22 protein-coding genes are annotated in these 22,188 nt (G+C 45.7%); 11 read left to right on the forward strand and 11 right to left on the reverse strand.

Going from position 1 to position 22,188, the window contains the following annotated elements; translation table 11 throughout:
• On the forward strand, positions 1-100 hold a 100-nt coding region (locus tag EBR25_07125), incomplete at its 5' end, for a methylthioribose-1-phosphate isomerase (protein ID NBW40760.1).
• A gap of 6 nt (positions 101-106) precedes the next feature.
• Here EBR25_07125 and EBR25_07130 read toward each other — a convergent pair.
• The 3 genes from EBR25_07130 to EBR25_07140 form a co-directional block, all read right to left on the reverse strand.
• Entirely contained in the window at positions 107-646 is a 540-nt protein-coding gene (locus EBR25_07130) for a cupin domain-containing protein (GenBank protein ID NBW40761.1), read from the reverse strand.
• Between the two features lie 33 nt (positions 647-679).
• Positions 680-1,390 (reverse strand): acireductone synthase, encoded by a 711-nt coding sequence (gene mtnC / locus EBR25_07135; protein NBW40762.1) that lies wholly within the window; start codon positions 1,388-1,390, stop codon positions 680-682.
• Positions 1,391-1,531: 141 nt separating this feature from the next.
• Positions 1,532-2,377 (reverse strand): arginase family protein, encoded by an 846-nt coding sequence (locus EBR25_07140; GenBank protein NBW40763.1) that lies wholly within the window; start codon positions 2,375-2,377, stop codon positions 1,532-1,534.
• Between the two features lie 167 nt (positions 2,378-2,544).
• Here EBR25_07140 and EBR25_07145 point away from each other — a divergent pair, with 167 nt between their 5' ends.
• Positions 2,545-3,801, forward strand: a complete 1,257-nt coding sequence (locus EBR25_07145) for an aminotransferase class I/II-fold pyridoxal phosphate-dependent enzyme (GenBank protein NBW40764.1) — start codon at positions 2,545-2,547, stop codon at positions 3,799-3,801.
• 139 nt (positions 3,802-3,940) lie between these two features.
• On the opposite strand, the gene EBR25_07150 is transcribed toward EBR25_07145, so the two are convergent.
• Positions 3,941-5,305: a signal recognition particle protein gene (locus tag EBR25_07150; GenBank protein ID NBW40765.1), complete on the reverse strand. Its 1,365-nt coding sequence runs from the start codon at positions 5,303-5,305 to the stop codon at positions 3,941-3,943.
• 197 nt (positions 5,306-5,502) lie between these two features.
• On the opposite strand from EBR25_07150, the gene EBR25_07155 reads away from it, so the two are divergent.
• Entirely contained in the window at positions 5,503-6,669 is a 1,167-nt protein-coding gene (locus EBR25_07155) for a hypothetical protein (protein ID NBW40766.1), read from the forward strand.
• A 74-nt stretch (positions 6,670-6,743) separates the two neighbouring features.
• The gene (locus EBR25_07160; GenBank protein ID NBW40767.1) at positions 6,744-7,823 is read left to right on the forward strand and encodes an A/G-specific adenine glycosylase; all 1,080 of its coding nucleotides are present in this window, start codon (positions 6,744-6,746) and stop codon (positions 7,821-7,823) included.
• Between the two features lie 28 nt (positions 7,824-7,851).
• On the opposite strand, the gene EBR25_07165 is transcribed toward EBR25_07160, so the two are convergent.
• The gene (locus EBR25_07165; protein ID NBW40768.1) at positions 7,852-8,580 is read right to left on the reverse strand and encodes a hypothetical protein; all 729 of its coding nucleotides are present in this window, start codon (positions 8,578-8,580) and stop codon (positions 7,852-7,854) included.
• A 162-nt stretch (positions 8,581-8,742) separates the two neighbouring features.
• Positions 8,743-9,861, reverse strand: coding sequence for a M48 family peptidase (locus tag EBR25_07170; protein NBW40769.1), 1,119 nt, complete (start codon positions 9,859-9,861; stop codon positions 8,743-8,745).
• Positions 9,862-10,172: 311 nt separating this feature from the next.
• Here EBR25_07170 and EBR25_07175 point away from each other — a divergent pair, with 311 nt between their 5' ends.
• The 6 genes from EBR25_07175 to EBR25_07200 all read left to right on the forward strand — a co-directional run bounded on the left by EBR25_07175 (position 10,173) and on the right by EBR25_07200 (position 16,482).
• Positions 10,173-10,736 carry a hypothetical protein gene (locus EBR25_07175; GenBank protein ID NBW40770.1) on the forward strand — a complete coding sequence of 188 codons (564 nt, stop codon included), beginning with the start codon at positions 10,173-10,175 and terminating at the stop codon, positions 10,734-10,736.
• Between the two features lie 60 nt (positions 10,737-10,796).
• Complete coding sequence (locus EBR25_07180; protein NBW40771.1) at positions 10,797-12,173, forward strand: ABC transporter ATP-binding protein; 1,377 nt, start codon at positions 10,797-10,799, stop codon at positions 12,171-12,173.
• 129 nt (positions 12,174-12,302) lie between these two features.
• A complete protein-coding gene (locus EBR25_07185; GenBank protein NBW40772.1) occupies positions 12,303-13,082 on the forward strand; it encodes an ABC transporter permease in 780 nt (259 codons plus the stop codon).
• 24 nt (positions 13,083-13,106) lie between these two features.
• Positions 13,107-14,222, forward strand: a complete 1,116-nt coding sequence (locus EBR25_07190) for a glycosyltransferase (protein NBW40773.1) — start codon at positions 13,107-13,109, stop codon at positions 14,220-14,222.
• Positions 14,206-15,432, forward strand: coding sequence for a glycosyltransferase family 1 protein (locus tag EBR25_07195; GenBank protein ID NBW40774.1), 1,227 nt, complete (start codon positions 14,206-14,208; stop codon positions 15,430-15,432). The genes EBR25_07190 and EBR25_07195 overlap by 17 nt, the downstream gene beginning before the upstream one ends.
• 30 nt (positions 15,433-15,462) lie before the next feature.
• The gene (locus EBR25_07200; GenBank protein ID NBW40775.1) at positions 15,463-16,482 is read left to right on the forward strand and encodes a UPF0104 family protein; all 1,020 of its coding nucleotides are present in this window, start codon (positions 15,463-15,465) and stop codon (positions 16,480-16,482) included.
• A gap of 89 nt (positions 16,483-16,571) precedes the next feature.
• Here the strand turns inward: EBR25_07200 and EBR25_07205 are convergent, their stop codons facing one another.
• The gene (locus EBR25_07205; protein NBW40776.1) at positions 16,572-17,135 is read right to left on the reverse strand and encodes a hypothetical protein; all 564 of its coding nucleotides are present in this window, start codon (positions 17,133-17,135) and stop codon (positions 16,572-16,574) included.
• A 99-nt stretch (positions 17,136-17,234) separates the two neighbouring features.
• Here EBR25_07205 and EBR25_07210 point away from each other — a divergent pair, with 99 nt between their 5' ends.
• Positions 17,235-17,900: a hypothetical protein gene (locus EBR25_07210; protein ID NBW40777.1), complete on the forward strand. Its 666-nt coding sequence runs from the start codon at positions 17,235-17,237 to the stop codon at positions 17,898-17,900.
• A 63-nt stretch (positions 17,901-17,963) separates the two neighbouring features.
• Here EBR25_07210 and EBR25_07215 read toward each other — a convergent pair whose 3' ends face one another.
• The 4 genes from EBR25_07215 to EBR25_07230 form a co-directional block, all read right to left on the reverse strand.
• Positions 17,964-19,157: a hypothetical protein gene (locus EBR25_07215; GenBank protein ID NBW40778.1), complete on the reverse strand. Its 1,194-nt coding sequence runs from the start codon at positions 19,155-19,157 to the stop codon at positions 17,964-17,966.
• A 261-nt stretch (positions 19,158-19,418) separates the two neighbouring features.
• Complete coding sequence (locus EBR25_07220) at positions 19,419-20,864, reverse strand: hypothetical protein (protein ID NBW40779.1); 1,446 nt, start codon at positions 20,862-20,864, stop codon at positions 19,419-19,421.
• A 12-nt stretch (positions 20,865-20,876) separates the two neighbouring features.
• Positions 20,877-21,797 (reverse strand): prepilin-type N-terminal cleavage/methylation domain-containing protein, encoded by a 921-nt coding sequence (locus tag EBR25_07225; protein ID NBW40780.1) that lies wholly within the window; start codon positions 21,795-21,797, stop codon positions 20,877-20,879.
• Positions 21,760-22,188, reverse strand: a complete 429-nt coding sequence (locus tag EBR25_07230) for a type II secretion system protein (GenBank protein NBW40781.1) — start codon at positions 22,186-22,188, stop codon at positions 21,760-21,762. Before EBR25_07230 ends, EBR25_07225 begins: the two co-directional genes overlap by 38 nt.

Genomic DNA, 22,188 nt, shown 5'->3' on the forward strand with positions numbered 1-22,188 from the left:
AAAAAGTAAAGCGATGAACCTAGCTTTTGATGTAACACCAGCTTCCCTCGTGAGTGCATGGATACTCGACTCGGGAATAAGAACACTCAGTGATTGGTAACAGAAGCTAGAGAGTGGAGAAGCTTTTTGCGATCTCTGAACCCGTATAATTTGCGACCCATCCTTCTTCTGAGTCAAAGAGTCGAATACAGGTAAACGATGGGGAGTCGCCCATATCGAACCAATGAGGAGTTCCAGCAGGAACGCTGATCAGATCATTTTTCTCACATGTTACTTCATAGACTTCTTTGCCAAGGTGTAGGGTAAAGAGCCCTATGCCCTTCACAAAGAATCGTACCTCATCTTCACTATGAATATGCTCTGAGTTGAATTTATTTCTGAAGGCGTCCTTCTGAGGGTGATCTGGAAACATATTAACGACATCATACGTTTTATAACCCTTCTCCTTCATGAGCTTTTCAACTTCCGGTTTATAGGCTTCAATGATCTCGTCTTGCCCTGCTTCTTCAGATATGTCGACAGTGGCTTCCCATCGTTCGAAGCGAATACCCTGTTTCGTCAGTTCCTCTGCTATACGACTGCCATCAGAGGTATCAAGTTTTGGTGATTCTGGGGTATCTTCATTGTAAATTCGTAAGTTGCTCATGGGTTTTTCTCCTTTTCGGTAAAATTAACGTTTTTATGGTTTTTGGGAAATACGGTAGATATCCGTAACCTCGCGAAAATCGTTTGCAGTGTGATGCCGTCCTGTAGAAACAGGCTGATGTTTCTCGTCGCACCTGAGGAGCTGACAGGTATGAATACCGGTTTCTTTTGCTGCGTTCAGTTCTTCCTCTACATCAGAGAGAAAGAGCACACTCTCTGCTCTCGTATCAAGAGCACAAAGTATTTTGAGATAGGCATCTGGAGACTGTTTTTTGCCTGTTGTTGTATCAAAGAAAAACGAAAAGAGCGGTTCCATATTACCAAAGCAGGAATGTCTGAAGAGGAGCTTTTGTGCCTCCACTGAGCCAGAAGAGAAAATAGAGAGAACAACTCCTTGTTTCTGCCAGACTTTCAAATAATAGTGCGCATCTTCATAAACATGTCCTTCGAGCTCTCCTGCTTCATATCCCGCTTTCCATATTAAGCCCTGAAGTTGTTTCAAGGGGGAAGCTTTACGATCTTCTTGAATCCATTGCAGGAGCACTTTTGTAATTTCAGCGTGTGAAGGATTCTCGAGTTCCGCCAAGGATGCTGCATCAGCAACAATTTGTTGGATTACAGGCGTTTTCCATTGCTGTGAGAGGAAGGTGGAGATGGACTTTGAACTGTAGGGAAACAGGACTTCATGTACAAACGAGATTGAGGTTGTAGTACCTTCAATGTCGGTGATGATCGTCTTGATCATAGAACGGGCTCTCGTCTCTTTCTCGTGAATCTCCTCTGAAGCATAGTCGGCTTCCCCCGTCCAGATCAAGTAGAAGTGCCAGCGAACTCTTCATCGGCAAACTCTTTATCGGCAAACTCTTTATCAGCTGTCTTAATCGCTTTATGAGTTATCTTTGCTGGTGATGCACCCATGAGAGAGCTCTTGTAAAAGGGTAGCAGCAAGGAATACCGTTGAGTTCTGCACATCCCGCTTGGGAGAGTGTTCAACAATTTCAAAGCCGATCAAATGCTCATTACAAAAAGCAAGAGCGAGGGCTAGGACCTCTCTCGGATATAAGCCAAGAGGAAAGGGAGTTGTTACTCCAGGAGCGAGCGAAGGATCGATGCCATCAAGATCAATGCTTATATAATAAGGAGGTGGAAGTACGTCTTTTAACTTGTTGAGAGAGGCGGAGAGGCCTAGGCGCGTTATTTCAAGAGGTGAGATCACAAGAGGATGATGTTGTTCTATAAACGCTTGTTCCTCCTCTTCAATCTGACGAATGCCTACGAAACCGATTCTCTCTGGATTCAGTACTTTTTCTTCTGCAGCATGATAGAGCGTCGAGCCGTAGTATATTCGCTCCTCTGGCATGAGGTCTGGATGCGCATCAAAATAGAGTAAAGAGAAGTCTCCACAATGTTTTTTTACAGCCCTTAATGAGCCGAGTGTGAAGGTATGTGAGCCGCCAAGGAATATGAGCTTCTTGTCATTCTCCAGTGCTTTCGAGGCTTGCTTCTCTATCTCCTCGAGTAGCTCTTCGACCGTTTGTTCCTCCCCAGTTTTAACATCCCCCTGATCCTCAAAAGCACATGGAATATTATATCCTTCGAACAGGCTCTGATACGCGGCTCGAATAGCAGATGGACCGAGGTGTGAATCTGATGACTGGCTGGTCAGGGGATCTGTCCCGATGTGAGAGGGTACACCATAAAGCCAAAATTTTTTCTCTGGTTGTTGTGCCATATCCTAAGGTTGTAGCACGGACTGAACTGGAGATGAAAGCTATGGAAGAAGGAAGTTGCTGAGAAAAGAGCCATGGTCATTGGCTCTTTGATTATTTTCTACTAATCTCACTATGCTAGGCAGACTTGAGTTCGAACGAAGGTGTTCGTAGAAGATGGAGTATATGGATGTTACAAACAATACCACAGCAATTAGTTGAGCTTCCTCAACCCGAGGAAGATATCATATTTGCTCTTACCGCTCGTTATCAATCAGCGCGACAACAGTTTCAGAGCAATGCGTTGTCTGTAGAGCCAATTAATCTTGGTATCGGAAAGTATGCGAATGAGAGTGGACAGACTCCGATGCTGAGAAGCATGAAAACAGCCCTTCACAATCAATTGGCTGGTCGTTGTGGGGATAACCCTACTGGTGGGTATCAACCAATTTTGGGTGCTGAACCGTTTCGTCGGAAAGTAGAAGAACTTATTTTGGGTGAGGCGCTCATCTCACGAGCTCGCGATTCTGGCACTGTAGAGTCGTGTCAAGCGATTGGAGGAACGGGAGCAAATTTCATTCAAGGGTGCTTCCTTCAGCAGTTAGGTGTGAAAAAGATTCTTCTGAGCAATCCAACATGGGGAAATCATAAAAAAATATTTCCGTTTGCTGGTATCTCGACAGAGATGTATCCATATTACGATTCTGTCTCAGGAGAGATCTCGTTTGATGAAATGAAGGCAACATTTTCTGGGCTAGAAAAAGGAATTGCTATTAATTTTCATGGATGTTGTCACAATCCGAGTGGCGCGGATCTTACACAAGAGCAATGGAAAGAGCTTGCAGAAATACTAAAGGCGCGAGAGTCAATAGCGGTATTTGATGTTGCATACGCCGGATTTGGTGATGGATTTGAAGAGGATCTTTATTCGGTACGACATTTCGTTGAAATGGGAGTTCCGACACTTGTGGCATTTTCTTTTTCAAAGATAGCGTCGCTCTATGAGGAGCGGTTAGGAGCCTGTCTCGTTGCGTTTCCAGAGGGGGTAAAAGAACAGCGGAAAGTCGGGGGTATCTTGGAGTCAATTATCCGTCCTTGTTTTTCAAACCCTCCAGCGCTCATTAGTCGAGCGATGACGGAGGTTCTTTCGGATAGTGCACTGAGAGCCGACTGGATGAAAGAGTTAGCCGAGCTAGCAGATCAGATGACCAATGGAAGAGAATTACTGGCTTCAGCCTTTACGGAACATGGCATCTCCGATGGGGGGCTATTGAAGAGGAAGGGGATGTTCGCAATGCTGCCACTTAGCAAAAAACAGGTCTCACGATTGGAGGCAGAGGAACATTTATACATGATGGCCAGTGGTAGAATTAATGTTGCAGCTGTGAAGCAGGCGAATGTTTCAGCTATTGCCGAGAGAATTGCGAGAGTGATTTCTTCTTCCTAGTGGATTTATCCTCCAAGGAGACGCGTCTTCACAGTCTTATGTAGGCAGAATTTGTTGCGTTCACGGAGTGTTGCTGCTTGACGAAGGGGAGTGATCAGGTCTTCGCTCCAGAGAGAACTGCAAGCTTCGTACGGGTGTTCTACCGAAAATTCTTTAAGATATCGCCGATATTTGGCATGCCACCGCCGCCCATCATGCCGCCGAGCCCCATTTTTGAGAAAGACTTCATCATTTTCCGCATCTGAGCGAATTGCTTCAGGAGTTGATTGACGTCTTGCACTCGGACACCGGAACCAAGCGCAATGCGTTTTCTTCTGCTTCCGTTGATAATCTTTGGATTCTTACGTTCTCCAAGCGTCATGGAAAGGATCATGGCCTCTGTTTTTTTCATCTCTCGTTCAGCAAGTTCAGGGTCGACTTGTTTTGCCATTTTCCCCAAACCTGGAATCATTCCCATCAGTCCAGAGACGCTTCCCAGCCGTTTCATCATCTTCAGTTGTTGGAGAAAATCTTCAAAGGTGAACTCATTCTTCGCCATCTTCTTTTGGAGCTTCATCGCATCTTCGAGTTCAACTTCTTTTGAAGCCTTCTCGATTAGGCTGAGAACATCACCCATCCCCAAAATTCGTGACGACATCCGATCGGGATGAAAGACTTCGAGAGCCTCTGACTTTTCGCCCACTCCGATAAATTTAATGGGTTTTCCTGTAACCGCTTTCATGGAGAGAGCCGCCCCACCTCTTGCATCTCCATCGAGCTTCGTCAGGATTAAGCCATCAAGATCCAGAGCCTCGTCAAAGCCTTGAGCCACATGGACGGCCTCTTGACCTGTCATTGCATCAGCAACGAGTAAAATTTCATGTGGTTCAATGGCTTCGCTGATCTCTTGCAACTCTGTCATGAGGTCTGAGTCAATCTGAAGTCTTCCAGCCGTATCGATAATCACGACGTCAAATCCAGAGTTTTTTGCATGCGCTTCAGCGCGTTTGGCAATATCAACGGGGTCTTCTTCAGTGGTCGTTGGAAAAACTTCGATATCAAGTTGCTTTCCTACGGTTTGGAGCTGGTCTATAGCTGCTTTGCGATAGACGTCTGCCGGAACCAGTAGGGGGCTCCGTTTGTTTTCATCGCGGAGATAGCGTGCCAGCTTTCCAGCGGTAGTTGTTTTTCCAGATCCTTGAAGACCGACAAGCATGATAACCAGAGGCGGAGCAACATGGGTATCAATCTCAGAAGCTTGCGCTCCCATAGTTTCAGTCAGCTCTTCTTGTACGAGCTTAATAATCATTTGATCGGGGCTGAGACTTTTTAGGATGTCTTCCCCGAGTGCTTGTTCAGCAACGCGTTCGCAAAAGTCCTTTGCAACTTTAAAATTTACATCTGCTTCCAGAAGCGCCATGCGCACTTCTTTCATAGTGTTTTCAATATCACTTTTAGAGAGAGAGCCTCGGCCACGAATTCTTTTAAAAGCCGAGTCAAGCTTAGAGGATAGGGTATCAAACATGACAACTCACTGAAGGTCTTACACCCTTAGGGTAGCGCAGCATGCGGCATGTTTCAAATCATTAGCGGTTTAGTCGGAGTTGACCCTCGATCTGATGAAGAATCGAGTATATAATGATGAGATAGAGCACCTGGTCGTAACAGGTGCTCCCTGAGCAGGGCTAGTGGTCCGGTGAGTGCGGTGTAGTAAGGAGGAGAATGGTGCGATATCAGGAAACGCGATGTCAGCGGGCAGGGAGAGAGTGCTTTTCTGGCTATCGAGCGAGCGAGATTTTAACTCTTTCTTGTTTTTATGCACTATTTTGCATCATCAGTATCATTGGTGTTGCCAGCTCGGCTATGGGCCAATTGCCATCATTTTCGATCGCTGAATTAACGTGTGAAGTCGAGACGTTTATGAATGGCTGTGCTTCACAAATCATTCGAACAAAAAAACAGACCTCAGTAACGGTATCGCAATGCAAGAGAACAGCCAACCGAATCAGACGACGAGCCCTTTGGAGAGTTCGTAATGCGAGAGAGAATGGTGGCAGCGAATCAACAATCCTTGCACAATTTGAGCGAAAGAAAAATGCGCGAAGAGCTCGCCGAATAGAATGTGCTGAGTGTAATAACCACTGTGCGAGCACGAATGTAAGCGAGGCGTGTCGTGGAATTACGGAGCTTACGCCCTCTGAAATGGTATGGAGTCTTATTCAGACTCGTATCGCGAATGGTACTCGATGTACTCAAGCATCACAGTCTCCAGTCGTATTGGTGAGTGTTTCTGGAGGGCTTTGTTCAGGAGTATTGATAGAAAATGATACGGTTTTAACCGCTGCACACTGTTTTAGTAATAACCCATCGGTGAGCAGTGTCTCAGCAAGACTTTCTACGGGAGAATCTCGCGCTGCCGCATCGTATGTGGTGAATCCAAATTGGGGAGGTGGGGTCTCAAACGTCGGTGATTCGGCAATCATAAAACTCAGTGGAGCATTTTCTGGGGTGAATCTCGGGAAGCTTTATGTCGGCACCCCATCTGAGGGTGCTGTTGTATACATGGCAGGGTATGGTGATAGCGAGACTGGAGTCGGAGATCTGCGTGCCACGGTAAATACGATTGAGAGTGTGAATGCAATTAGGATTGAAACGTATTACAACTTGGCTGACTCTGATGAAGGCACAACGTGCGTCGGAGATTCAGGAAGCCCAATTTGGGTCGAACAGAATGGGGAGCTTCGGATTGCTGGAGTGCTCTCAACTGGGGGGCCATCAAACTGTCTCCTAGGCTCGGGTTCGGTATCTTTTGACGAGTCACAGTTTACGAATTTTAATGGCGGGCCCCTTGCAGGAGATCATCTCGCGTTTATCGCTACGCATCGATGATAAGCAATGGTCGTTGAATATGCTAAAGACACGGATAGAAGATAACCAGATGTCCGTCAATAAAATGTAGCCGAATGAATAAGAGCGAAACGGAGAAGAATCATCGCCTTTTGTCTGATCTTATCCGTTGGTTTAAAGTTTCAGGCAGAGAGCTTCCGTGGAGAAATACGCGAGATCCATATGATATCTGGATTTCCGAGGTGATTCTACAGCAGACCCAAGTCTCTCGTGGAATCGAATATTACCAGAGATTCTTGAAGCGTTTTCCAACCGTTGAACGTCTTGCCTCAGCTCGTTGGTCGTCTGTTTTATCTGTATGGCGGGGGCTTGGATACTATCAACGAGCGAGAAATCTCATGAAATCAGCTAAACTTCTCATCAAGGATTTTGATGGTAAGTTGCCACAGACACGCCACGAATTATTACGTCTACCTGGGATAGGAGAATATACCGCTTCTGCCATTTGTAGCTTTGCATTTAATAGAAATGTTCCAGCGATTGATACCAATTTATCTCGCGTCTTTCAGAGAGTATATGGCTGTCCTGCTCAACAGGTTAAAGCGAGAGCAGAGGCTTTGTTTCAGCTCCGACCACGGAGCAGTCGGAAGTTGAATTATGCGCTTATGGATCTCGGTGCACTTGTCTGTCGAGCTAAAAGCCCTCGGTGTAGTGAGTGCCCCCTCGCCTTACGGTGTCACTACAAGAAACACGGGGTTGCCTCAAACAATGAAAGTCCTAGAGATCGAAGTAGAGAGACGCAAGGAGAGCAACTTCCGCGAATAGATGTGGCAGTTGGTTGCATTAATCGAAATGGCAAGTATTTGTTAGCAAAGACGAGTAGCAGTAAGGGAGATGGGTGGGAATTCCCTGGTGGAAAGTGCCATCAAGGAGAGACTGTGCGCGAGGCGCTCAAGCGAGAAGTCTATGAAGAGCTTGGAGTTGAAGTCTCAGTACGCCCTGCTTTTCATGTCGAGATATTCGCAGAAGGACTTTTTGAATGGCGAATTCATTTTTGTAGATGTCAGATACTTGCCGGTCGACCGAGTCCGAAAGAGCATGATCACCTGCAGTGGATTGACAAGGAAGACTTAAGTCTTTTCAAGATGCCAAACGCGAATACACGCGCAGTTCAAATGCTCAGTAGTCGTCGCTAGAGGACGAGGAGATGAGCGCTCTGTATGGTTAGCCCTCTTCTCGCAGTAATGAAAGGCAACGTAAGTCGAGTAGGTTCGCAGATAAAGCGCTTCCTTTTTTTGACTCGATGGAGTACCTCAAGTCTTTTGCGAGATCCATTGCCAACTCTAAATCCCTTACATGAGAGTCCGAGGCCTGCTGATTTTCAAAGGCAATCTCGAGCCGTAGCATGGTTTCTCGGGCATATGATCGCGTGTCCTCGAGTTGTGAGCGCAAGCTCTGTACCCGAACATGGGCATTTTGAATTCTCCTGAAAAGTTGCTCCTTATCTCCGTGAGGGAACATTTCAAGCTGTTTGAGTCCAAGATGCTCGCGGGTGATCTCCGGTAATGAGAGGCGAATGCGCTCTTCATTAATCACATCGAGACAGAACTCAATGGCATCTCCCATCAGTGGACGGAGGCCATCACGCGTCTCTATTGAGCTTTTTTCATCTATGCGTTGTAGAATTTGCTCTGCTTCGCTCTCAATCTTATCTTGAAAATGGCTATCAGGATTGCGCTCATTTTCGAATTCTTCAGAAGACTTTCGAGCAAGCCCATGCAGACTGTGCAGCAAGTGATCAATTTCTTCAGTAGCCTCTGCGATATTCGAGAGCGTATAAATAAATTCATTCCAATGAGCATTTTGCTCAAAGCTAGCATTGGTTAAATTCAAATCTTTTTTGTCTGAAGGGCGAAGGTCAGCTTTGTTCTGTTTGTCGTATGAAGTTTCCATTACTTCCTATTGCTTCCAAGCGCGCTCTTCTAATATTCCTCGTCGCTTCCGTGAAGAGCGTCTGTTACTTCCAAGTTCATTAAGAGTAGGCCTCTTGAAGTAGAGTAACGGCTAGATTTATGAATCCTTGAGTATCAGGCGCATGAAAGAATTATAAATTTCTTATCTGGTAGGAACGCATGAGGAACTGTGTACGTAGCCCTCGTAGGGTTCTGTGATAAACAACCATCTGCGAAGTGCGAAATCTACTTGCAAAAGAGTGCCGCTGGCTAATGCCCCTGTCTTTGAGCTCTCGGTATGAGGCTCAGAGAACACGGGGGTTCCATCATCAATGACCTTCCAGAGCGGAGTGATTGGCTTGAAATGCTTTTGACTTTCTGCCGCAGCAGCACTTTTCTGGTAAGGAACAGTGTCGTTGATTTGACGGTCAGTAATGCTTTTTTGAGCGAGAGGAAGTAGTTTTTTCAGGTGTTTAAGTCGAGTCTCTGAGGACGGATGACTCGAGAGAAATTCAATAGGAGCTTGCTGGAACTCTGGTATATGAGCCATGCGTTCCCAGAATTGAATTGCGCTTCTCGGATCATATCCTGCTTTTGCCATTATGAATAGACCGAGTTGGTCTGCTTCGAGTTCAAGTGCTTGTTGATTCGGATTAATCAGTAATGCTTTCAGTAGCTCAGCCGTTAATATCGCTCCGAGATTTGCAAGGCTGCCAGCAGCGCTACTTGCGCTTTGCAAAATAGCTTGTCGTGCTGTTTCGCTAGTGATGCCTGTTATAATTCTTTTTGCTTCCTCTATCGGATCTGGCTGTGTGTGCTTAGCGAGAACATGAGCTATTTCATGCGACAGAATAGTAGCAAGCTCATCATCGCTTGAAACGAGATCGATAAGTGGGCTCCAAACAAAAATATAGTTTCCACGAGTAGCTGCGGCATTATAGAACGAGTCGTCTTTAAAAACATGAACATGCCAAATATTATGGTGGTTACCTTCGACCTGAGTGAGTGTATCAACGATGTTTCGAACTCGTAGAATCCGATTGTCATCTGTCTCGATGTCAAATTGTTCTGCAAGTTGCCCAAAGACTTTTTGTCCGTATTGTTCATCAGCAATGGCAACACTTGCTTGTTTCGGGATTTCGCCAGGAACAAGGGGCGCTCTTGTCGAAGCACACGACAGGAGAGAAGAAGTGATAACGAGAAAACATAGCCGAATGAAGATATTCGGCAGTATGAGAAACGGCTTTCCAGCGAGTGTCAGATAGCGGTCTTTTTTGGTCATGAACACTCCTTGTGTATGCTGCCCATTTTCCGCGGGGGTAAAGCCTTCCGCACCTTGTTGGTAGAGGCACTAAGTATACGAAACATTGGCATATTGAGACAGCTTGGCTGTTCTTGTGATAAAAAACCAGTACTTTGTAATTCCCTACTCTCTGGGGTAGAATCCGCTCTGTCAGAGTTTGGAACCCCTGTCGCGCTGCCATGCAGTACCGACGATCCAGTGCCGGCGAGTCAATAGTGACGAGTGAGTGGTGAATAACGGGTCAAGCTCTCTGTCGTGTATATCGGTGAAACAAGAAACCCACCGTTTTTTTGAAAGGAGTTCTCGTGAGCAAGGTGCCTCAGCATTATCAGATTTTGTATTCGAAAGAGCAGATTGATGAACGGATACAGGCCCTCGGAAAAGAGATCGACAGTTGGATTGATACAACTTCACCGAGTGGTAGTAGAGATGTGCTTGCTCTTCCCGTAATGCGAGGTGGACTCTATTTTTTTGCAGATCTTTCGCGAGCCATGGAGAACTCTCTTGAGGTGAATCCAGTGCAGTCGTGGGCCTATAATGGAGAGGAGAATACAGCACTACCAACTGGAGTAACCGTGCGGTTTTCCGATTTGCCAGTGAAAGGCCGGCGTGTTCTGGTGATTGATGACATTTGTGATTCGGGAAGAACGTTAAAAACAATCCATGAGGATTTAACGGCTCGTGGAGCAGCTGAGGTGCAGGTGGTTGTTCTGGTGAGGCGAGCAGTCGGAGAACCGAGTTTCTCTCCCCAGTGGTGTGGATTTGAATACGATGGTCCTGAATGGTTTGTGGGTTATGGAATGGATGATGGTAGTCGTTGGCGAAATCTTCCGGAGATATACCTCGTCAACTAGGCGCCCTGTAATGGTAGTGAATAAGGCTTTTCTGAGGCCTGTAGAGCCCGCTAGGTACGTATGAATCAAATTTTGAGCGAACAACGCTCTCTGAATGCAGGGACAAAAAAGGCTGACCTCCAGTATACGATTTCGCTTCAGGGGATATCAAAGTCTTTTGTTCGTAAGTTTCATCAAGGCGGCTATTCGACGCTAAAGAGCGCAATTGTCTCGCTTTTTCGCAAAACGGAGGCTCCTCCGGCAGTGAAAACCGTCGCGCTCAAGGAGTTGACGATGAGAATTCCTCAAGGGGCATCAGTAGGAGTCATCGGAAGAAATGGATCAGGAAAGTCTACTCTCCTTAAGCTGATTACTGGCATTTATAAACCTGATGCTGGAGTGATTGCTCGTTCAGGAAGGATCTCCGCTTTGATCGAGCTTGGTGCTGGTTTTCATCCAGACTTTACTGGAAGAGAGAATATTTTCTTGGGTGGTATGATCCAAGGACTGACTCGATCAGAGATAGAGGAGCGATTTGACCAGATTGTTGAATTTGCGGAATTAAGTGAGTTTATTGAACAGCCAGTACGTACCTACTCTTCTGGAATGTTTATGCGTCTTGGCTTTAGTCTTGCCATTCACTGTGACCCAGAAGTTTTACTCATTGATGAAGTCCTAGCAGTTGGTGATGAGGGGTTTATATCAAAGTGTAAGGGAAAGATTTCTGAACTACGACAAAGCGGAGTTACTCTCATGCTTGTAACGCATGATCTTGCCGCAGTAGAAAGGTGGTGCGATGAGGTCTTGTGGCTAGAGAAGGGTGAGGTCCGTGATCGTGGAGAGCCACGAAGAGTGATTGATGCCTATCGACAATATATTGAATCGAGGGAGGAGGATGCTCTTGAAAGTCTTCATGAATATCCAAGGGCCTCAGATGAGGGGGCTGAAGAGAGGGAGAGTCTTGAAGTTTCACCGACTCATTCCGAGCTTGAGAAGGCTCGTTGGGGTAGTCGTGAGATAGAGATTCTTGGTGTGGCACTCCTTACAAGTGATAATTGTGAAAAGTTTGTTTTTCACCCCGATGAAACGATGGAGATACTGCTCTCATTTTCACAGAGAGAGCCGGTAAAAGGGGGAATAGTCTTCGGAATAGGAATCCATCATGTTGATGGCACACTCCTTTTCGGTACGAATACTCAGTTAGAAGAGGTAGAATTAGACCTCTCTGAGCAGAGTAATGAAGTCCTTTGTCGAATTCCACGACTCTCGCTTCTCGATGGGGAGTATTGGCTTGATTTAGCTGTTCATCGCGATGATGGATATCCTTATGATTACTGGAAAAAGGCCATTCGATTTTCAGTCCGTTCTTCGAAATCGCAGGTCGGAAAGTTGTACCTTGAAACCCAATGGAGCGTGAGAGAGAGGGAAGGGGAAGCATCGGCATTACAGAGCGTTTAAAATTGATTTGATCAGCATGATAACTTGAGTGCTTGGAGTGTGTTAGGAAGAGGCAATCACAGCGGCAGGAGAACAGGTGAACGATACGAGGAGAGGAGTGAATGACTTTGGAGTCTTGGGAGAAGAGTCGTGATTGAGCATTTTCGCGAGCTTTTGAAGTTTCGAGCTCTCATTGTTGGACTTGTTGAACGACATATGCATGCTCGTTACAGAGGTTCCGTATTAGGGATGCTTTGGTCTTTTCTGAATCCCCTCTGTTTAATGGCGGTCTATACTCTCGTCTTTAAGTACTACATTCGATTTGATCAAGTTGAGAATTATACGATTTTCCTTTTTTGCGGTTTGCTCCAGTGGATTCATGTCTCCTCGTCACTTATAGAAGGAAGTATCTCAATTTCCGCTGGCGGGAGTCTCATTACGAAGAGTCTGTTTCCTGCAGCCCTGCTCCCAGCGGTTTCTGTTCTGACGAGCCTCGTTCATTTCTTGCTCTCGTTGCCTCTGCTTTTCCTTTTCATGCTCCTTTTCGGAGTTGAATTTACGGGTGGCATTGTGCTCTTACCGGTACTTATGGTGCTTCAGACGGCGTTCCTTTATGGCTTAGCGCTATCGCTTGCCACACTGAATGTGGCTTTTCGTGATGTTCAACATCTTGTTGGTAACGCCTTGACCCTTCTTTTCTTTCTGAGTCCAATTTTATATCCAGAGGATGTTGTTCCAGCTGCATTCCGTCCTTTTCTTGCATTTAATCCATTTGCAGTGTTCACTTCTTGTTATCAAGACGTGCTCTTTAATGGAGTAATGCCCTCCGTAAGTGACTTCGCTCAGATAATGCTCTGGACGCTTGTCAGTATTGTGGTGGGGATAAGGGTTTATATCTCGCGACAGGAACGCTTTGCTGAGGCGCTGTAGTGATTTCAGTCTAGCTATTCTGAGATGAATGAAACGGACAAAGTGACAATGAGTCAAAAGAGTATCCACCAATTGGTTCATACCTTAAGTTATGGCGATGCTATCTCCAGTGAAGTTTTAACTTTCCAGCGAGTCTTTCGTGAACGAGGGTATGAAAGTGAGATTTTTGCTATTCATACCCATCCAAAGCTCTCTGGTGTGTCACGCCCATTTCAGGAGTTTCCAGGCGAGTACGACGGAGAAGTCATTTTACACTACTCTCTTGGTTCACCGCTGAATGAAGTATATCGCTCATTGAATAATGCATTCAGGACAATTATTTACCACAATCTTACCACACCTTACTGGTTTGAAGGTATAAACCCTCGCATAGTTCGAGATATTCGTAGTGGTATGAAAGAGCTGCCGGACTTATTGCAGATATCTAATAGGATTCTTGCGGATTCCTCTTTTAATGCTCAGGAGCTTAAGGAGTTCGGAGTTGAGGCTCAGGTCCTTCCCTTATCTGTAGATCCAGAGCGATGGACGGAGGAAGCGAACCCTGGGATTCGAGAGCTTTTACGTTCTACGCCTGGGCCACACCTCTTACATGTTGGACGTTTTGCTCCGAATAAGTGTTTGCAAGATGTTGTTCGTAGCTTTTATTTCTTTCGCCATTATTTAGCACCAACGAGCAGGCTCTGGTTGGTAGGAATAGAAATAGATACAGAGCTCTACGCCTTTTCAATAAGGCATATGGTTGAACAGTTGGGTTTGAGAGATGCGGTTGAATTCCCAGGTTGTATGGCCGACTCTGAGCTACGAGCACTATATGAGGAGAGCGACCTGTATCTCTGTATGAGTGAGCATGAAGGTTTTTGCTTACCAGTTATTGAAGCAATGCACTTTGGCCTACCTGTTGTCGCATACTCTTCCTCGGCACTGCCCGAGACTATTCAAAGTGGTGGGATTCTGGTGGAGCGCAAGGAGCCTGCACATCTTGCTATGCTGTATCACAAGATATTACAGTCGCCCGAGTTACGTGAGGGATTGATTCTCGGAGGAAAGAAGCGGGTAAGTGAGCTGTCATATGCCAATTTTTCACGAAGGGTCTGTGAACTCTTTAACGTAGAGGGGTCTGTTCATGCGTATTGCGCTTGATACGAGTGCGCTTGATCCAGAGTTTCGAGCCCATGCAATTCGGGGAACGGGTCGGTATGTATCTGAGCTGTATCAACGCTTGCCTGAATTTTTAACGGGCGATGATCACCTAACAGATTTTCAATATTCGAGTATTGGAAGAGGTGGGATCTGCGAGAGGTTCGTTGACCTTCTGCCAGTGGGAAAACACACACTTAAGCATCAAGTTGTCTATCCGTGTCTGATGGGAAAGGCATCTCATGGAGAGGCTGATATTTTGCACTTCCCCGTTCATGCAGATGCGCCTACTTGGGCTCGTACTCCCTTCATTGTAACGGTGTTAGATCTCATTCCTTTGATCTTTAAAGACCTTTACGCCCCTAAGAAGAATAATCTCAGATTTCAATTTGCCCGATGGTTAGAGCTCCAATCCATTAGGAATGCTCGAGCAATATTTGCTATTAGTGAGCATACCGCAAAAGATGTTCATAGATTGCTTGGAGTTCCTCGTGAGAAAATTATTGTTACCCCTTTAGGTGTAGATGAACGATTCTTTGTTGCGGATACAGCGAGTAAAACGGTGCGAGAAAAATTTTCTCTCGAGAATGATGTGCCTTTGATTTTATATGTCGGGGGGATTGACCAGAGGAAGAACATCTCTTTCTTGGTTGATGTATTCGCAGAGGTTGTAAGAGCTCGTACCGCCAAGAAAGAAAGCATTCCCTTGCTCGTATTTGCCGGGGGAATCTCGAAAGATGACCAGTATCCACGCCTTATAGAGAATCTTCGGCGACTTCAACTAGAGGAGCATGTTCGATTTACTGGCTTCGTTTCAGATGATGACTTACGAAGCTTATATAACACCGCAACTGTATTTTTCTATCCGAGTCTCTATGAAGGCTTTGGTCTGCCACCTCTTGAAGCAATGGCGGCAGGTACTCCCGTTGTTAGCTCCAATACCTCTTCTCTTCCTGAGGTTGTGGGAGATGCTGCATTGCTTTGCGATCCGAAGGATATACCGCAGGCATCAGAGCAACTTCTCGATATTCTCCGAGATCCTCAATGCGCGGATCGTCTGAGAGTGCTCGGCAAACAAAGAGCGAAAGAGTTCCGTTGGGAAGAGACCGCGCGTTTGACAGCAGAGGGATATCGGCTTGCTCTAGGGGGACTTCACGAGAGGAATAGCGGACAGATTCGATCAAATACTTCAATATCAAATGAGATGAGATAGGAAAGTGGGAAGATACTTAAGAGCATACGTATGACCGAGCACTCTTCAGAACTATCACAACATTCCTGTGAAGAAGTATCCTCTCAGAAAATGATAGATAGAAATCTGTCATCTTATTTCTTTCCGGCCTTGAAGAGTCTTCTTGGTCTTGGGATTATCGTTTTTATTTTCTCGAATATTCCACTCTCACAAGTTATAGCTACCTTTCAGAATCTGACACTTTCATGGGTATTATTTCTTGTGCTTATTAGTATCGTACTGGTCTATGTCAGTGTATTGAAGTGGCAGATTCTTTTGAGTACTCAGGGCATTCGAGAACGCATTTCACATCTCTATGGACTTTATCTTGCCGGGTATTTCTTTAATCTTGTTTTTCCCAGTTTTATCGGTGGAGATGCGCTTAGAAGCTGGCATTTAGGTCGGAATCAGGGCCAGCGAAAAACAGCAGTTGCAACATTTCTTGAGAGATATTCTGGATTATTCTCAATGCTGATGCTTGGAGTCGTATTTGTATTTTGTACTGATACGATGCGGCAGTCAGAAAAGATAACAGTAGTTTTGCTTTTTCTGGGCTTTGTCATTGGTACGGTAGTTCTGTATTCAAAGGCTCTCGTAAGAGGTCTTACCCTAATACCAAAAGTTGGGTCTATGGTTGCAAAGCAGGGCGCGCTCTTTCAAGAGGCCCTCAGGGTGAGTACTTCCTGTCCAAGGGATGTGCTGGTTGTCATTGGGCTTTCATTCCTGTTCCATATGTTGGCAGTGGTAAATGTGCTTGCCTGTGCCCACTCCATTGGATGGACCCAGGCTCCTGTGGCGGAGCTTTTTATTGTTGTTCCAGTCATCTTAATCATTAGCGCATTGCCGGTAACGCCCCAAGCACTGGGAATACAGGAGGGAGCGTTTATTTATTATCTGTGTTTGCTTGGAGCAACACCCGCTGAAGCTCTTGGAGTCGCTCTTATCATTCGGGCAAAAGCCTACCTGCTAGGAATATTAGGAGGGCTCTACCTTTTACTGAGCGCTCGGCAGATTCATAAGCAAGTTGCATGAGAGCGTTTGATACTTTTTGTCGTTTCGTTCTTTGGTTTATCGGTGTGTAAGACGAGAGAATGCCCTTGGTAGCAGGGTAGAAAATCTCGTTAGACGAGGCTAATCTTGTTTTTCTTGCAGAGGCACGCGGCTATTCGGTCTTGGCGTTTTGCAAGGTTCGCTTTCCAAACGAGGTGTTGGTTTGTCTCTCCAATACATCCTGAGCATGTGAAGCTTTCCCAATTGAGCGCCGCGGCAAGTTCTAGGCAGGATTCATAACGCTTGCAATCATAAGAACGGAAGAATGGAAGTATCGTACGAGGAGTTCCTGTATTGAGAGCCGTATTTCCTTCTGGGCAGTCCTCTGTTTCTTCCCTGACTTCAAACGGACCATATGATTTTCGTTCTTGGTTTGAATGGGAAGTCCACTCAGGCGTATGAACAGAAGAGCTTTCCCGCAAGGTTTCGTGTTGTGCTCTCTGCTGGGTTTTACGAGGAATGTGGATGACGTTTGATTGTTGTGGAGGAAGGTGAGAGGGGGCCACGAGAGAGCGTTGGCATGTAACTGGAGTATCTACTTCAAGCCCCGCCTTCCCCGTATCGACTTCTTTACGGAGAAGTTCTTGCTCAGGGGGAGAGCTGGAGGAGGAGCTACTGTTTGCAGTTCGTCTCATATTTGTACCATTCGCTTTTCTCCCCAGTGTAGAGTAATGTTTACATAGTGGCATTTGCTGAGCAAATCGGTCGGAACAATATTTTAGGTTTAAACCGTAATGATCATAGAAGAGCTGTCTGAAAGTGGAAGAGCATTGTGTTTTCTGATAGATACGCCATCAGACCATGGTGTTCCGCCGTGGGTAAGTGCTTTTGCTGATCACCAAAAATCCGAGATGAGAGTTTTGAAAATCTCCTATGGTGCTCTTGACTACCAGAATCTAGAAGTTTTGGCCCGAGACACTATCGAAGCTCTCGCGGAGCGTCGTGTGAGACAAGCAGCATTCGTGACCTTCGGTACTGCCTCCTTGATACTATGGAAGATTGCGCTTCTTCAGCAAAAGCTGATCAGAAATGCGATTGTAGTGAATGGAGAGTCTCGCCCTCCAATCTCTCGAAGAGAGCGATTTATTGACTGGCTTGAACATAAGTTGCCATTAGGACTGCCTTTTCGTGGTTATAACGGTCAGTTCAATGCATTACCATTCCTTCAGCGGCTTCGGTTCCCGGTGTTTATTTTATCGGTCGATCTGACTGCTCAACGATTGAAGAACGAGGCAGCGATCTTAAAACAGGAGCTGCCGATAGCATGGAGTGCAACACTAGAAGATTCCCCTGATTTGCCTGAAAAACTTCTTGAGTGTGTTAGGGCATTTCAGGTCGTTCCAACGAAATGCCCACAGAAAAATAGACTTCGACAGACACAGTCTTATCAGCAGGTATAGCTCTTGTTTGGTTCTGATTTCGCGAGAAGAAGAAATTCGATATAGGTCGGCCGTCTGATACGGTCACTCACCACTTGCAGCAACTAATTCTTCGAAGGTGGCATGTTGCTCAAAATGAAGAGATTTATGTTGCGCTAAGATGGCCTTTGCTTCCTGGTACCCTCTTTCAATCAAGCCGTGAATATAGTCAGAATCCAGTGCAACGTAGGTCATTACTTCGTAGGCAAGCTCCTCTCCTAATTTATTTTTTAGGAGTCGAAATACGGGCCATGTTGCCCCAAGAGCTTCAGCGAATTTTCTGGATGAACTTGATACCGCATGTTTCAGAATCGGTCCAAATGGCTCCCGGTTTCGAATAACGAGCGTTTCAGGTGGGCGCATGCAGAAGGTCTCTATTCCAGCAGGGACTTCCCATGATGGCCGTGAATCGTGAGCCTCATTGTATTGGTCAAGCCAGAAGGCACGCCCTGAAATATCTAAAATTATAACTCTTTCAGCACCAAGGCGAACCGCAGGATCGACGGGAACATTTTGTGAAATGCCTCCGTCTACAAGTTGAAACTTCTTGGAGCCTGTATTTATTTCAACCGGTGGGAGGACACTGGGCAAAGCAGCTGAGGCAAATCCATGTCGGGCAGTCAGGTCTTCCACTTGGTAGACATCAAATGTAGCTCCTGTCATATACTCTTTGGGAATTTCTTTATGAGAGCTGAGAAAGAGAAGAGGCTTTCGCTCCATAGCTTCCACGGTAGTCATTACTCCTACGGCTTCGATTGTTGATGCTCGTTTTGTTGGACTCAGCCCTCCGTGTTTTAGTATTACGTCATCGACTTCACGCATCAGGGGGGTCGGATCAAAGATGGCGTCTTTTGTTGGAGAAGGGCCCGGGGCCATCCACTGGACAAATGCCATTCGAATTGCCCGGAAGAACGCTGCACGAGGAGAGCCTGCAAAGGTGTTTCTAAAGTTTCTTTTTCTCCAGAGCGCTTGAAGTTGAGCAACAGAATGTTCAAGCCCCTCTCCCATGCACGCCGCTAATACGAGGCCATTCACGGATCCAATGCTACTTCCAATAATAATTGAGATCTTGTCTGGATGTTTTTCCAGATAGGGGATTAACGCCTTGAGAGCACCAGCTTGGTAAGCAGCCCGAGAGCCTCCACCTGACAACACGAGTCCAAGCTTGAGCGGCGTGATCGACCTTTTTACTGGTATATTCAGTGCCTTAGAGTCGGTGGATTTTGGGCGTGGCCTCATAGACGAATTCAAATTAATAAAAGTTTCGGATAGTTATCTCTATAACTTAATATTCCAGCGCATTGCACAAGTACAAAATTGAATATTTTGTTAACGGATTGAAACAACTATAGAACGAACGGTTATTCACCGGGTTCGGTATTGGCGAGAGAGACGAGTTCAGGGAAAGTCTGAAACTTTCTGCAGTGGGGAAACAGGGAAAGTGAGCGAACTCCTTTCCCTTCTTCGATTCCCCTTGCTGAATTTCAAAGGGTATCGCCTCTAGCGATATCTTGTACTTGCCTTACGGACTGAGAAGTTCATGTCGCTCAGCGCAGGCAAGGCTCCCAGTGCCTCATCATAGAAAAATAGAGCACTTCCCGATACGTCTAGGGACTTCGCAAAAATACCTCCGTAATAGTTGAAGTTTCCAAGAACATCGATATCAGCATTTGAAGCATACAGTACCGAGTTAATATCCGCCGTGCCGTTTAGCCTTATCGTATCAGAGCCAAGATAGTATATTTCGAGTTGATGAGGTGCATTGTTCGAGTTATAGAACTCATTTCCATTAATATGTCCATTTGAGAGAGTTTCAACATAGACTCGGACCTTTTGTCCGACAGGAACAGTTCCGATATCGAACTTGGCCTTATTTGGTCCAAAATCAAGTGTTCGAAAATAATATGGTGCTGAGGTATCAGTCAGGTAAAGAGTATTATTATTACTAATACTAATATCTCTCCAACATCCACCGCTAGCAAGAGTAGTATCTGTATTGACTGCAAGGTCTCCGTTATCGGATGAACAGTAGCTTGACCAGCTTGAAAGAACGGGGAGTGAATACGTATGACACCCTGCTCCTTCGCAAACTGTTCCTGATACATCTCCTCCTGGAGAAAGAAGCGTTACTCCCGGATCGCTGAGTGAGCGCGCATTTCCATTAATCTTTCCCTGGAGACTAATGGTATTGTTTGAGCCCACCGGACAATTTGCTTTTTGTGCTCCTCGATCCCAAGTGGCACCATTATGCGTATATTCGAAGGAATAGCACTCATTCTTTGTGCCATTGGTCATATGATTTTGGCCATAGAATCCCATGTCAGAGCTATCTGCAACCAGAGTGGAGTATACGTATGAGAAGCTATGAACGCCTCGATCAGGGTTATTCCCCGTTACGACATCTATTCGAAAAATAGGCTCATAATTTTCATTGGTCTCCCGTGCCCAAATAAGGATAACTCGAGCGTTGGCACTACCAAGATCTGTATCCTGAAAGCTCTGGATGGCATTTAACTCTTCAGACGTATCAATATGTTCGAGCTCGGGAAAGGTTGGAGTGCCGAAGAATGTATTATTGGTCAGCATGACGGAGTTGTTTGTTCCCTTCATTTTTACCATGCTGTAAACGCCAAAGAATTCGCCTTCATTGTCTCCCAAAGCAGGAGAGCCAAGATCGAAGTTATCGGAGAAGTTTTCCGCTGAGAAAGCATCAACGATATACTTCGAATTATCCTGTAACCAGCTTACTGTCCGATTGAGAGTTTCTTCTACCTCATAGTAGTACTCAGAGCGTGTTTTAACGAGCGCACGAGTCCGTGTATTAGAGCTCGCCGAGTCAATCATCCCCGCTCCAATAAGGAGACCTAGGCTCATAAGCAGAAGAATAGATATGAGAGCATATCCATGATCCTGTTCTTGAGTACTTCTTTTTTTATACCTATTCATTTTTTACCCCACCTAATACAGATAATTTAAATTTCGTAATCCAAATATTTGAGAGACTGTAGCCATATATCGCTCTCCACTTTTCAGGAGAGAATCGCTCGTCATTTCAACAGTAACGCGGATTGAGCGAAGAGAGTTCACTACGAGATCGTTGGTCAGTGGCAGTGGAATTGAATTCCCATTGTGATCGAGATAGTCGAGTTCCAGAGTTGCATTATTTCCCAAAAGAACAGCGCCATAACCAGAATCGCGACTTATTCCTACGTCGGGAGTGTACGAATACGTAACAATCGGAACCTCTTCGAGAATACTTCCCATCGGGAAGACTGCGCCAGGAGACGCAACATAGGTGGGAGAGATGGTTATCACCTTACCAAGCGAATCGACACGAGTAATGGTCGCAAAAAGCCCATCATCACCAGACATGACGCTGTTGTTGATATATATCGGGTCGTTTACATCTAATCCAGAGACGTCTGTGAGTTGTATATCAAGTCCAAGTGCTGGATCGAAGTCTGCCATCAAGAGGGCAACTTCTCCTGTTTCATTGAGACGAAATTGAATCGAGGAGCTCGTTGCTTGATTGACAAGAAGTGGCTCCGTTACCAGTGGATCGGAGAGTGTAGTTTCACCAATTTGAAAGTTCGGTTGTTCGAATGGCACTCCGTTTCCGAGCACCCGCAGCTCATTCCCAATAGTTTGAATAATTGCTTGCGCCTGAACGTTGGTTGCAATGCGGATATGGAGGTCATAGGACGCGGCCGTCATCGAACTGTATGCTTGCATAGCACCGACAAATACGATTGCGGATAAGACCAGTGTCACCAAAAGTTCAAAGAGGGTGAATCCCGACTGATCTTTGCTCAGTGTTAGAAGCGTGTTCTTCATAAATGTACTATTCCCACAAAGCCAGAGTAGTTGAGAAAGAAACATCAGTTGTTACATCAGGAGAATTGCTCACTACCGATACATCAATAGTTCTTGAATCATCATCATTAACGCTAATCGTTGTTGTTCGCGTAAAAGTGAGATTCAGATCGCTCCACGGCACATCGGGCTCAGTTTCATTATAGCTGGCATTAAGAGCACCCACATCGATTGCAGATATCTCTTCAACTTTACTAATTGCAAGGCTGTTCGCTGCAAAATTGACTTCTGTATACTTTGCGGTTCTGAGGGCCACTATAAGATTGCTGATACCAGCAGAAGCCATAATCCCCAAGAGAACGATAGCAACAAGAATCTCCATCAACGAAAGACCAGACTCGGCCTGGGAAGCTGTTCGCTTTTTTTCAGGATGTCTACGAAAGAGTCTTATACTCAT

This window comes from bacterium, assembly GCA_009926305.1.
Lineage (GTDB): Bacteria > Bdellovibrionota_C > UBA2361 > UBA2361 > RFPC01 > RFPC01.